Raw genomic sequence first — 11,785 nt, forward strand, 5'->3', positions numbered from 1 at the left:
GGCCCGACTACCTCATGGGCCGGGCTGCGACCTGAGCGGCGGGGTGTTCGGCTGCCTGATCGCAGGGCTCGCGCACCGCGACGATTGTCCGGATGGGTGTGGATCGGGATGTGGTCGACCGACGACGTCTCCTCGCTGCCGCGGGAGGCCCTCCCCGGCAGCGAGATCAACGGCTCGGGAGTGCTTTCGGTGCGCAGATGGCTTCGACGAACGATCCGACGGCGTGTTCGGGCAGGTGACGGGCAATGTCAGCTTCGCTGATCATGCCGACCAGGCGGTGCTCGTCGAGGACGGGCAGGCGGCGGATCTGGTGTTCTTCCATCACGGTGATGACCTGTTCAACGCTCGCTCCGGCATCGACGTGGTAAGCGCTGCCCTGCGCGAGATCGCCCGCGATCATCGTAGTCGGATCATTCGCGGCCGCAACGCATTTGAGGACGATATCACGGTCAGTGATGATGCCGCGGAGTCGGTCGTCGTCGCCGCAGATCGGCAGCGCCCCGACGTCGAGCTCCCGCATGCGTTGCGCGGCGGTGGTGAGGGTGTCGTGTTCGCCGATGCAGGTCGCACCGGTGTGCATGATGTCACGTGCTGTGGTCATGGCGTAAAACCTCCAAAAAGGTTGCAAAACAATCAGTTGACAGGCCCGAAGCGGAGCCTTCAGAGCCCGCCCGAGCGGGTGACCGCACTGGCCAGCAGGTACGTTCCCAGTACGACGGCGGCCACGGCGGCGAACGCGAAGGCGATGCGGCTCCAGGCGCCGATCGCAGCGAGGATCAGCCACAGGACCGCGATGATGGGGACGATCGGCTTCGCCATGGTGTGTCTGATTCGTACCGGACGCAGCCGGGCCGGTCAGTTTCTCTTTTCACCGCCGGGGGTGATCTTCTTGATTTCGACGTGCTTTTCCGGTGTCGGTGATTCGGTTACCGGCATCGTCACCGTCAGGATTCCTCGACGCGATCATGTGCCCTTCGAGCGAGGTCCACGGAGGCATCGCCTCGAACCTGGCCATCAGATCGGACCAGTCCGGCGGTGACGGCCACGCCGGGAGCAGTGCCTGGCGTGGACGATGGTGCGACCGAATGCTCATAGCTGGCTCCAGAACTGGGAGATGGTTGCTTGACCTCTCCGAGTCCACTCCCCATCGAGCGAAGGTAGTAGGGCCAACGGTCCTTTATTCCAGGACTCATGTCAGCAGGAGGGAATGACTGCGGTGGAGAGGTGACAGCGGGAGAGATGGGTAAAATAGCGCTGTTGTTCTTACAGTCCCCTCCCCCATCTTGCGGGGCGCCAATGGGTGGTGATCGGCGCGGAGTCCTTATTCAGGTGGTGTCGGCCGGACCTTGAAGAGAACTTCGGACAGCGGACGACGAGATGTGGTCGGAAGCGTCTGCTCATGGGTCGCCACTCCCACCCGAATGAGTACTTGGGGCAACCCAGGGTCCGAGGAGAGGTCACGGACGAGGGTACGAGTCGCCGGCATCTCGGTGAGGTGAGTGACCGGACACGTGGCGAGCCCGCGGGATGCGCAGGTGAGCAGCACAGCGGACAGTGCCTCGCCACACCGCAGCCAGTCGAGCCTGGAATCTGCGTCGGTGGCGAGTAACAGGATCGCGGCCTGATCCTGCCGTGCGGCCGGATCCGCTGATGCGGCGGTGCCCGAGGGGAAGTCGCGAGCCAACGACACGGAACGGCGTTGGGTGGCTGACGGTAACGCCGCTTCGGGAACCCCCTGCGGGAAAGGATCCGGATGACCGGCCCACCATCGGAGTTCTGCTTGATACACCGGATTGCCCCCACGGAGACCGGAGAGCCGCAGGGAGGCATCCTCTAGCGCTGCTCGGCTGCGCTCGCCGAGAACGACGAGGCGAACCCCGCTTCTTTCCGACACGGCTTGCAGATGCGGGGTTGTCTCGTCCCACGATGGTGGCGCAGCGAACGGCAACCTGTCGGTACTTCTCGTCGGGATTGCTTCCGCCAGGCGGGCGTCGTCCGGCACGATCTCACGCTTGTGGAACATTCCTACCGTCGCAAGAAGCTCGCGGTCGGCTCGGGCCGGCATCCGATCGATGTCGATGCCCCAGCCCTGTGCAGCGAAGGCATATTCGAGATGGTTGAGCGCAGCGCCGCAGGAAATCACCATTTGACGACCGAAGTCGTCCGTCGCGGGAAGCAGGCGATCAGGATCGCTGAACAGTGAAAGCCCGTACCGGTCGACGACCCAACGCCAGGGCTGGCTGTTGTGGAGCGACGGTGCCCTGCACGCAAGGGCCACTGCGGATTCGAGAGAGGCTCGGTCGGGTACTGCGGAGGTCATCGTTGCTCCCGGTGACGTGATTGTTCCGGTTGTCGTCAATCGAACTGTGGTCAATTGATCGTCCATCCCGGGGTCCGGTCGACGTTGCCCCATTCACGATCCCACTGCCGCATCCGGTTGCGCGCGCCTGCCCATCTGCCGATTGCCAGAAGAAGAATGGCCGTGGTCGCGCCGATTGCCCACACACATAGTGCTGCGCTCACCGCGATTGCGGCGTTCTCCGTTCCGGTTCTCGGTGCGTCCACGACGTCGCCGTTCGCATCGATCCAGACGTCGACGGTATCGCCCACTTGTGCATTCGGTGGGGCCTCCACATCCCCTGTGCGAGGTAATCCGTCGGACCCTGCCCACCGTGCCGGGGCGTAGTCATGGATCAGCGGAGAACGGGTGAACCCGTCGTCCATTCGGGGCCGCGGGTCATCGACAAGGACGGCCGCTGTCACATGCCGGTTGACGCGGTCGGTCAGGGACTGTTCGCTCAGGTCGGTGTAGGTGACCGTACCGAATGCCGCCGCACAGGGCACCAGCATGAGCATGAAGAGGATGGCCATCAGGACTGCAAACGACTCGACCCGATCAGTGGGACGCATTAACGAATTCCGGCTCCACGGCGCGAGTCGCCACCACCGCAAGGTGAGTGGCCGGCTGCTTTCCATCTCGACCTCCTCGGGATGCTCTTTTCCCGAGTGTTCCGCGATGAGGACGAACAGCGTAGAGCACAAAGTCATCGGCCCAGGACTCTTCCACGAGTGTGAAACCCGGCGGAGACCACGGTGCCGATATCGGTGACCTTCGGCCCTGGACCAAAGCCCGTTGTTATCGGACCGTTGTTCACGGAAGCCGACACACACGGCTCGGCACGAAACAGAGGACACCATGGGACAGCATCACGAAGGTTCATTCGCCGAGAGCGACGACCTTCCATTCCTGCACCCGGCCGGGATGGCGCTTGCAGTGCTGACCGGCGCGACTGTGGCAGGGTTGGTCGCTTGTCTCGGTGTCTGGCTCGCGACGCCGCTCGTCGGTGTGGGTGCGGCAGCGATTCTTGTCGGAATCCTGTGCCTCGCGGCAGCAATGTTGATGCCCCGCCGACCACGCAGGGCACGCACCGGGACGCTCGGAACCCCATTGCGGTGACCATCGGCCCTGCCGCGGAAGCCCAGCGACGACGAGTATGGGTAAGGAAGGGCGTTGCGCCCATCCCATCGGCGACGTCGGTGAGAATGCAGGTGAGGAGCAGACCATGAATTTCGAGATCCCGGGCCTCGATGTGGTGCGGCACGCGGTCGACTTGGCCTGCCGAGCGCCGTCGGTCCACAACAGCCAGCCATGGCACTGGACGCTGACCGACGATCGCCTCGAACTTCATACCGATCCCCAAAGACTCCTGAAGACGGCGGACCCCACCGGCCGCCAAATGGTGATCAGCTGCGGAGCGGCCCTTCATCACCTGCAGGTCGCGCTCACCGCAGTGCGATGGACCGCCGTGATCAATCGGCTGCCCGAAGGCCCTCACTCACCCCATCTCGCGACGATTCGCTTCCGGCACGATGCTCGCCCTCAATCGCACGACTTCGACCTCGCGGCCGCGATGAGGCATCGCTACTCGGATCGACGGGCGTTCGACCCCCTGACGACGTGGGGTCCGGGCACCCTGTCCGAAACCGTTCGCGGACACGGCGCGCGCTTGACCGTGCTCCCCGCCGACGCGCGTCGCACGCTGGCAGAAGCGACGGAGCTTACCGCGGCTGCACGGCGCTACGACGCGATGTATCATACTGAATTACATTGGTGGGCGGGTCATTCCATTCCGGCGGGAGGAATCCCACCGACTGCGCTGGCCACCGCAGAGGAGCGAGCACGCGTCGGCATCGGCCGCAACTTCCCCTCCGGCACCGACACACACGGAGCCGATTCGACGCAGATCGATCAGTCGACCGTGGTGGTGCTGAGCACCGGAACGGACACTCGGATGGACTGGTTGCGATGCGGTGAAGCCCTCTCCGCCGTACTGCTCGACGCAACGGTGAACAAAGTTGCCACCTGCCCACTCACCCATGTGACCGAGGTCCCGCGGAGTCGGGCGATGATCGGGGAACTTCTCCCCGAGCCCGCTTTTGCCCAGGCATTGGTTCGCTTGGGCACGGTCGGGAATCTCACTCCGCGGCAGACTCCCCGGCGTGAGGTGAATACCGTGCTGTCGGTGAACAGGTCTCGGCGAGAAACCAGTCACTGACAGTCATATGAGACAGGAAGTTCCGTGCATACTCTCGATCTCGATGCTCGCGATCTGCGGTACTTCTGGCTGGTCGCAGCTGCACTCACGGGTGTTGCCGCACTGTTCGCAACCTCCGCACTCAATGTGCTCGGCTGCGCGTCGGTGATCGTCTTCTGCGGATTGGCCGCGGGTTACACTGCTCGGCACCGTAATTCGGGTCTCATACTGATCTCGATCGGTATCGGCCTGATGGTCCCGGGGTGGCCGGCTCTTGTCCTGCAAGGCGTCAATTCCCTCTGACCACCGCGTTACCGTCCCTGTGTTTCGCACCAACTGGTCGAGAGTCTCGCTCCGCAGAGGCGGTGCGTCCAGCGGCAGTCGTTCGGTTCGTCGTCTTTCGAGCGCCGCCGCCATTAGTGCGATGAGATCGAGCGGGGTCGGTGCCGGGACGCAGCGAATAGTAGAGAGAAGTTACCGGCCGGAAGGCCGCGGCAGCGATCACAGGACGCCAGCGATTCGCCGCGAATGGGTACTCGAGATGATTCAAGCCCGCACCGCTGGAGATCACCATCTGACGACCGAACCCATCGATGATATGTAACAGCCGGTCGGATCGCTGTACAACGTCAGGTGAGCCGCGCCCATTTGTCCAATGCCCCGGTTGGCTGTTGTGCAGCGACGACGCACGGCGCGCCGACGCCACGGCTAATTCGACGGTACGTCGGTCGGGACCGTGGGGAGCGCTCGCGTGTTCACGGTCGGTCCGTGGGTGGGGTTGGTGCTCCGCCTGTCATCGTGTCTCATTGCGTTGCCCTGGCTTCGAGTGGTGTCCTCGCGCTCGGTGGCTCTATGGCCGTAGGTCATCGACACCGTCCGGCGGAGAGCGCACGGTCCGACCAGTGCATCTGCGGATGGTCACTGTATAAGCACGACCCACACGGTCGCGGCTGTCACCGCGACCGGCGGGGCCAGCCACGCCGCCAGCGTCACAGCGAACCGGACCGAACCGGCAACGGCGGCGAGGACCAGTTTGGTGAGCAGGTTCGTTCCGACGGCGACTACTGCGGCCACGGTCGCAGTGTCGACGGTGATCTCGGCATCTGCCGCGGACGCTGCGGCGAACGAGGAGGAGTGCGCGTCGGCCAATCCGCCGACAGCAGACGCAGCGATGACCCCGCCACCGCCGAATATGTCCGCGGCGCCTTTCGTCAGAATAAGGAGGACGAGCAGGATTCCTGCCAGTGAAAGTGTTGCCGACACCGAGATCGGACGGTCGAGCAAACCCGTGGCCGGCGCGGCCCCCTTGACGCGGCTGCCCGACGATCTGTCGTGCGCTCCTCGGAGCACGAGAACGGCGGTCTCCGCGACGACGAGTGCGGCAGTTCCACCGAGTATCAGTGCCAGCTGCGCCGAGACCTCGGCATTGACGACCCAGGTGATACCGACGACGAGCAGGATGGTGGACAGATTCACGATCAGTGCCGCCGGGAGTGCGTCCGACGAATCCTCTTCTCGGCGGGCTGTCCGCGCCATGACGGCGGTGGTCGCAGCGCCGGAGACGAAACCGCCGCCGAAGCCGACGATCAGCAGTCCCCATCGTGGGCCGAGGACCCGGGTGGCTACGTAGCCCACCCAGCCGATCAGGCTCAGCATGAGCACCAGGCGGCCGATCGTGGCGGGGTTCAATGCACCGTACGGTCCGACGTCGCGGTCTGGGAGTAGGGGAAGGACGAGGAAGGCGATCGCGAGGAGGACGCAGAAGTCCGTGATGTCGCGCTCGTCGATCACGTGCTCTGCGAATTCGTGCATGGGGTACTTGACGGAGAGGAGGACGAGCACAATCACGCCGAGCGCAACGGCAAGTGAAGGATGGTGCCAGGCGAGGGCACCGAGCAGGAAGGCGACCAGGGCGGCGAACGCGGTGGTAGTCCCGGTGTCCGGTCGCGGCGGGATATGGGTGCGTACCCAGTACCATCCCACGACGAGGGCCGCGATCCCCACAAAAGCCGCGGTGACTACGGCGGCGCCGAGATGAGCTGCGATGGCGCCGGCGAGGGCGATGAGCGGGAAGGTCCGTGCACCGGGCAACTCGACGGAGCCCGGGTCCGCACCCTCGGGTGAGGTGCGGGCCGCGTGTTCACGCTCGATTCCCAGCCCGAGGCCGATCAGCAGGGCGGCGGCGTAACCGTAGGCGTGGAACTCAGCGATGTCCACGGTCGCCGAACTTCGTGGCGCGATCTGGAACCTTGCCGGTCTCCCAGTGAATTCTTCTGTTCATGGATGGACATCGACCACGGTGCAGCATGCCGTGGGTCGTCGACCCGAGGACCGCACGGCCGAGCGCGGCGTGCCCGTGGCTTCCGCCGATCAGCAGATGCGCGTCCTCACACGAGCGGAGCAACACCTTTCGTGCTCCACAGGACTCCGCAATCTTTCGCACGATCACGCCGGGATATCGTTCCGCCCACCTGGGAACGCTTTCTGCCAGAACTGCCCCGACACCTGTTCCGACGGCGTAGATCAGAAGCAGTAACGTACCCATGAACGACAGAAGTTCGATCTTGATATACCCGGCTGTGGTCGGCATGTCCGACCCAGACATCGCGAACAGCGCACGAAACGCCCCAGGCATCTGGCCGGGGAACTGGTTCATCGACGGCTCGCCGCGGACACTGCGCCAGATCACCATGTGCATCGCGACCCCATGACCCACGCCGGGAATTCTCGGCGTAGGTCGTACAACGTCTTGGTCAGCACGCTACACAGCACGTCGACCTTCGGAGCCTGTAGAACGCCATGAATGTCTCCTCGAGGTCTGCAACGGCTCACTCGAAGCCGCCACCAGCAGCTTATGGATATTCTCCCTCTTGCTTTCCGGGCTGGGTGTCGCCTTCCGGTCTATACCGATGCGACCGGGATCGGTAGGGCCGAACGGCCCATCGGACCAGACCGGCTAGGCAGCCGTCTCGGACGATCGTGGACGGAGTTGTTTGCTTCGGTCGCGGCGGGGACGCCGGACGCACCGCTCGTGCGATGGCCACCAACGTGGCGAGTCCGACTGCGAAGCTCATGGTGCTCAGGATCTTGTCCCGCGGTATCGGGGAGGTGGCGATCTCGGGGAACAGATCGGCGACCGCGGCGTAGAGGAAGTTCCCGGCCGCGAAGAAACAAGGACGGCGACCTCGACTCCCGGCCAGACCGTAGGCCAGCACCCCGCCGAGCGAAAAAATCAATGCCGACGCCCGTGTTGAGCGGTGCCTGGGCTGCGCTCCAGCCGCTGTGGACCAGGCCCCTGAAATCACCGAGTTGCTGCGGTATCTCGTGGACCGCCGCCGCCAGCCAGGTCACCACCCCCAACCGGAGGTCGACCACGAACGCACTGCCCACCGCCACCCTCACCGATCAAGTTGTGCAGTCGGTCGGCGGCAAGAATCAGATATCCGAGCGGGCGGTGCCCGATCGGGCGATGGCCGTGGTGCCAGTCCGGGAACTGCTCGAGCACATGGAATGAGAGCAGCCCCGCCGCCCCGCGGCCTACACGACCAGGTGTTGCCGAGCACCTCGACCGACTCGGGGAGCATATGAAACAGGGCGCCGCGCAGCCATGCTCGTGAACAAAGCCCGCTACCAACCTCAGCGGTGTCGGGGGGCGTTCGCGCCGGACTTGCGTCGCCTTGATTCTGCGTGCATCGCTGTCGGCAGTGCCCGGTTTCAATCCGATGGTGCTGCAGACCCCCAGTAACCGCAGCCGCTTGCGAAGACCATTGCGACTCCCCCGGTTGCGACTTGCGCCCGAATCGACGGGAGGCTTCAGCTGCGGAGGTGATGACCTTCTCCTCTACGGAGGGCGGTCACGGATAGCGACGATAGATGTCGAGAGAGAAACTCATCGCAGAGCAGCCCGGAGGAGTACCCCATGACCGGCCACCGCCCGATCGTTGTAGGAACAGACGGCTCACCCTCATCGCTGCAGGCGGTGTCCTGGGCCGCCAAGGAAGCCGCGCTCCGTAACCTGCCGCTGTCGCTCATCACAACGACGTTCGTTCCCGGCGCCTACGGCGTCCCGATCGGAATGCCGGCCAGCTTCTTCGAAGACGAGCAACGCGACGGCCGGGAAAGATTGATGCGCGCAGAACAGATCGCCCGTGCCGCGGTGCCTGGGCACAACATCGAGATCGTCGCCACGCTCTGCACGGGAACTCCGGCCGGTGAGCTGATCGGGCGCTCGGCGACGGCGTCGATGGTTGTGGTCGGCGCGAACAGGCAGGGAATCGTCGAACGCGCTTTCCTGGGCTCGGTCAGTTCCGCGGTTGCCGCGCACGCTCATTGCACCGCTGCAGTCATTCGGGGAGCAGCTGATCGTGATATCAATGACCTTTCCGGGCCCGTCGTCGTCGGCGTCGACGGCTCGCGGCACAGTGAATCCGCCATCTCGATGGCCTACGAAGAGGCCGCCCTGCGGCAGGTGGAGCTCGTGGCTGTGCACGCGTGGTCCGATATCGCTTTGGTAATTGCCCCCGACGGCGGCAGCGACGCCGAGTGGATACGGGCCGCAGAAAACGAGACCGCTGTGTTGTCCGAAAATCTAGCTGGCCGCGCGGAGGAATACCCGGACGTGAAGGTGCGCACCGTCGTCGTCCGGGATCGCCCCGTGAGGAACCTACGAGAACAGGCCGACAATGCACAGCTCCTCGTGGTGGGAAGCCGGGGGCGCGGTGGATTTACCAACATGCTGCTGGGATCGACCAGCAGGGCGTTGATGCACTCGGTTGCCTGCCCGCTGCTCATTGTTCGCTAGCGCGAGCGCTCCATCGATGAGAACCGAGTACCCAGATGCAGCGTCTACTTAATTCTCATACTGCCTGCCGCTGACGCGGCCGATGCCGGAGATGTAGGTACGTCACGGCTACCCGTAACACCGTGCGATGCTGCTGCGGGCTTGACCGTGTCCCACACCGACGCTCGAGGTGCAGGAACAATCTTATTTGATTCACCCCAGCCTGGGGTGTCGCGGTGGGAACACTGCGGCGGACCCGACGATGCCGTGGCCGGCTCGGGGTGGGACTGGTCTTGTCGCGGCACTGCCGGACCGGCGCGTGTTCGGCGATCCGGATCTCCGGGTTCTTCCCGCGCTTGCGAACAACTCTGCTGCGCCCGAGCAGTGCACGTTTGGCGAGGTTCACCCCCGCCACGTGGTCACGATTGCCACCCATCGTGCACTGCGCGCACCATGCCCGGTGATAGCCGCCCGGGCGGGAGAGCTTGTCGTTACAGCCCGGGCACAACGCCGACGTGCCGCGCGCCGGTACCGACACCACCGCCACGCCGACCCCGGCGGCGGTGTGTGCAAGAGCGTCGACGGCTTTACGGCGGGCGGACTGCGCGGCCCGATTGTTGTTCACCCGGCCGTGCCCCCGCGTTTCGAGAGTGGTGAGGTCTTCCACCCCGATCACCGTCGCGCCGGCCGCGGCGGCATAGTCGACGATGTGACGGGCGAAGTGAAACGCTAATTCGCGATTGATCTTGCCCCGTTTGACACCGACCGCGGCGCGGTGGGCGTCGAGGACCACGATCTTGTTTTCCAGGTTGGCGCGCACCTCGGGTGGTGCGGTCGCGGCGAGCCGCGTCAGGCGTGCGGCCTTGCGGTGCAGGTGTTGGCCTTCCGCTTGCAGGCGGGCCAGCCTGATCCCCAGGCCCCGGTCGTCGTAGGTGAAGCCCCGGTAGTCCGAGACCAACCCATCGGGGCCTTCGGTGACGATCGCGGCCGCCCCGAGGGTGGCCGGCGACCAATCCACTCCCACGGCGGTTGTTGCCGCGTTCAGATCGGCAGCGGCTATCTGCTCGGTGGCCGCGCAGCGCAACAACAAGCCACGGTGGTCGAGGACGAGGGTCGGCAGATGCCAGTGTGTGATCGCCCGCCCGTGCAGGTGCGGTGGGATGGCGGCGATCAGGCGGACCCTGCGCCAGTGCGGCCGATCTGTCGGGGTTGCGGTGGTGGGCAGTTTGACCGTCAACACCATGACACCGTCTGCGACGGTGGTCTGCGAGAGTTGACGATCGGCAGCGGAAAGCCTGGCCATCACACAGGTCTGCGGCGGTCCCTGCACATCGGTGATGCATAGGCGTTCGGTGGCCGCGCCGTCGGTGCGGCGGGCGCGCGCCCGGTGACGGGGTCGAACCTGGCCGACAGGGCACTGATTGCGTGGTCCCGGTACGCCAAGGTACGAAGCGTGCCGATCGCCTGGGAGGTGACCACCCGGGTCACTCGCGAGGGCACGTACACATCGGTGGGTAGGTCGGGTTCCACCCCAGACGTGCGGCAGCGACATGCCCCTGCATCGGGAGCCGCCGGCCCGAACTGTCACGTCCGGCGGCGAGGGCATCGAAGGTGGCCGGTTGCCACAACCGGAACACCAACTCCGATTGCGCGGCGCCGATCAGGTCGAGCAGCCACCGGACACGAACATCGATGTCGTCGAGCCCGAGCGAGGCGTCGGTAGCGTCGTCGATCGCCGCGTACGGGCGGGTGGTGAACGTAAACTGACGCGGCACAGTGAATCCGGCAACAGTCATCGGCTACCCCTCCTCCAACCTCCCTGCCGCATCGCCCGAGAAGTCGGCGTTGGTTCTGTTTCGACCGCAGCCGGTAGAACCGGCCCGAAAACGACGCGAGCAACGCCATGAAGTCATCCATCAACTCCTCCACCAGCGACGTGTCGCCATGCTCCCGCAGGACCTCGACCGTAACCCCGACCACCGACAAATACCTTTCGATCCTGGCGACTCCGAACCGGGCCAACCGATCCCGCCACACCACCCGCACCACCGTGAAGTGGCCTTTGGCGGCGTCGTCGAGCATCCGGTCCAAACCGGCGCGCGTTTCCCTCAAACCAGAACCGCGATCCTTGTACACCCGGTACACGGCCCCGGAAGCGCTCTCGCGCAACATCTTCTCCTGATTGGCGAGCGAGGACTCCTGCCCCGTCGAGCCGGACACTCGGCAGTACAACGCTTCCACCCGGTCGGCCGGAGTCTTGTGCGGGGCAGGAGGACGGCCGAGGTAGGCATCCAGGTCAGTGCGATCGAACACGCGCTGGCCGGAACCTGTACGCCGGGAGGGTAACCGGCCTTCCGACGCGGCCTTACGGACGCCCACGACTGACATGTTCAGATACGCCGCGGCCTCACCAATTCGCATGAAATCGAGAGCAGCAGAAAGAATCAGGAAGTATCATATGTCACATCAA

At 64.9% G+C, this 11,785-nt stretch carries 11 protein-coding genes and 2 pseudogenes; 5 read left to right on the forward strand and 8 right to left on the reverse strand.

The annotated features are described in order from the left end of the window. Nucleotides 1-166: 166 nt before the first annotated feature. From HYG77_RS06280 to HYG77_RS06295, 4 genes are all read right to left on the reverse strand, one after another. Nucleotides 167-601 carry a CBS domain-containing protein gene (locus tag HYG77_RS06280; protein WP_208962157.1) on the reverse strand — a complete coding sequence of 145 codons (435 nt, stop codon included), beginning with the start codon at nucleotides 599-601 and terminating at the stop codon, nucleotides 167-169. A 59-nt stretch (nucleotides 602-660) separates the two neighbouring features. Further along, the gene (locus HYG77_RS06285) at nucleotides 661-819 is read right to left on the reverse strand and encodes a hypothetical protein (protein ID WP_208962158.1); all 159 of its coding nucleotides are present in this window, start codon (nucleotides 817-819) and stop codon (nucleotides 661-663) included. A gap of 502 nt (nucleotides 820-1,321) precedes the next feature. Then, nucleotides 1,322-2,320: a nitroreductase family protein gene (locus HYG77_RS06290; RefSeq protein ID WP_208962159.1), complete on the reverse strand. Its 999-nt coding sequence runs from the start codon at nucleotides 2,318-2,320 to the stop codon at nucleotides 1,322-1,324. A 50-nt stretch (nucleotides 2,321-2,370) separates the two neighbouring features. Further along, nucleotides 2,371-3,048 carry a hypothetical protein gene (locus HYG77_RS06295; RefSeq protein WP_348273575.1) on the reverse strand — a complete coding sequence of 226 codons (678 nt, stop codon included), beginning with the start codon at nucleotides 3,046-3,048 and terminating at the stop codon, nucleotides 2,371-2,373. Between the two features lie 148 nt (nucleotides 3,049-3,196). On the opposite strand from HYG77_RS06295, the gene HYG77_RS06300 reads away from it, so the two are divergent. The 3 genes from HYG77_RS06300 to HYG77_RS06310 all read left to right on the forward strand — a co-directional run bounded on the left by HYG77_RS06300 (nucleotide 3,197) and on the right by HYG77_RS06310 (nucleotide 4,838). Then, the gene (locus HYG77_RS06300; protein WP_230990131.1) at nucleotides 3,197-3,457 is read left to right on the forward strand and encodes a hypothetical protein; all 261 of its coding nucleotides are present in this window, start codon (nucleotides 3,197-3,199) and stop codon (nucleotides 3,455-3,457) included. Between the two features lie 106 nt (nucleotides 3,458-3,563). After that, nucleotides 3,564-4,556, forward strand: coding sequence for a hypothetical protein (locus HYG77_RS06305; protein WP_208962160.1), 993 nt, complete (start codon nucleotides 3,564-3,566; stop codon nucleotides 4,554-4,556). Between the two features lie 24 nt (nucleotides 4,557-4,580). Then, nucleotides 4,581-4,838 (forward strand): hypothetical protein, encoded by a 258-nt coding sequence (locus HYG77_RS06310; protein WP_109328421.1) that lies wholly within the window; start codon nucleotides 4,581-4,583, stop codon nucleotides 4,836-4,838. Between the two features lie 615 nt (nucleotides 4,839-5,453). On the opposite strand, the gene HYG77_RS06315 is transcribed toward HYG77_RS06310, so the two are convergent. Both HYG77_RS06315 and HYG77_RS39460 read right to left on the reverse strand, forming a co-directional pair. Continuing rightward, on the reverse strand, nucleotides 5,454-6,752 hold the full coding sequence (locus HYG77_RS06315) for a DUF4010 domain-containing protein (RefSeq protein ID WP_208962161.1): 1,299 nt from the start codon (nucleotides 6,750-6,752) through the stop codon (nucleotides 5,454-5,456). Beyond that, nucleotides 6,739-7,251, reverse strand: a complete 513-nt coding sequence (locus HYG77_RS39460) for a universal stress protein (protein WP_244373496.1) — start codon at nucleotides 7,249-7,251, stop codon at nucleotides 6,739-6,741. Before HYG77_RS39460 ends, HYG77_RS06315 begins: the two co-directional genes overlap by 14 nt. 519 nt (nucleotides 7,252-7,770) lie before the next feature. Between HYG77_RS39460 and HYG77_RS06325 the strand changes: the two genes are divergently transcribed. Together HYG77_RS06325 and HYG77_RS06330 are read left to right on the forward strand one after the other, a co-directional pair. Beyond that, nucleotides 7,771-8,049 carry a hypothetical protein gene (locus tag HYG77_RS06325; RefSeq protein ID WP_208962162.1) on the forward strand — a complete coding sequence of 93 codons (279 nt, stop codon included), beginning with the start codon at nucleotides 7,771-7,773 and terminating at the stop codon, nucleotides 8,047-8,049. 405 nt (nucleotides 8,050-8,454) lie between these two features. After that, nucleotides 8,455-9,336 carry a universal stress protein gene (locus tag HYG77_RS06330; RefSeq protein ID WP_208962163.1) on the forward strand — a complete coding sequence of 294 codons (882 nt, stop codon included), beginning with the start codon at nucleotides 8,455-8,457 and terminating at the stop codon, nucleotides 9,334-9,336. A gap of 44 nt (nucleotides 9,337-9,380) precedes the next feature. Here the strand turns inward: HYG77_RS06330 and HYG77_RS06335 are convergent. Together HYG77_RS06335 and HYG77_RS06340 are read right to left on the reverse strand one after the other, a co-directional pair. Then, nucleotides 9,381-11,111: pseudogene (locus HYG77_RS06335) on the reverse strand (zinc ribbon domain-containing protein). 109 nt (nucleotides 11,112-11,220) lie between these two features. Further along, nucleotides 11,221-11,736 (reverse strand): annotated as a pseudogene (locus HYG77_RS06340) (recombinase family protein); the annotation flags it as partial. Between the last annotated feature and the right edge of the window lie 49 nt (nucleotides 11,737-11,785).

Source organism: Rhodococcus sp. ZPP, from assembly GCF_017656075.1.
GTDB classification, from domain to species: Bacteria; Actinomycetota; Actinomycetes; order Mycobacteriales; family Mycobacteriaceae; genus Rhodococcus_F; species Rhodococcus_F oxybenzonivorans.

Coding starts and splice junctions, on each gene's coding strand:
- HYG77_RS06285 (WP_208962158.1), bottom strand. CDS start 819: ATGGCGAAGCCGATCGTCCCCATCATCGCGGTCCTGTGGCTGATCCTC.
- HYG77_RS06295 (WP_348273575.1), bottom strand. CDS start 3,048: ATGACTTTGTGCTCTACGCTGTTCGTCCTCATCGCGGAACACTCGGGA.
- HYG77_RS06300 (WP_230990131.1), top strand. CDS start 3,197: ATGGGACAGCATCACGAAGGTTCATTCGCCGAGAGCGACGACCTTCCA.
- HYG77_RS06280 (WP_208962157.1), bottom strand. CDS start 601: ATGACCACAGCACGTGACATCATGCACACCGGTGCGACCTGCATCGGC.
- HYG77_RS06325 (WP_208962162.1), top strand. CDS start 7,771: ATGCCGACGCCCGTGTTGAGCGGTGCCTGGGCTGCGCTCCAGCCGCTG.
- HYG77_RS06330 (WP_208962163.1), top strand. CDS start 8,455: ATGACCGGCCACCGCCCGATCGTTGTAGGAACAGACGGCTCACCCTCA.
- HYG77_RS06305 (WP_208962160.1), top strand. CDS start 3,564: ATGAATTTCGAGATCCCGGGCCTCGATGTGGTGCGGCACGCGGTCGAC.
- HYG77_RS06290 (WP_208962159.1), bottom strand. CDS start 2,320: ATGACCTCCGCAGTACCCGACCGAGCCTCTCTCGAATCCGCAGTGGCC.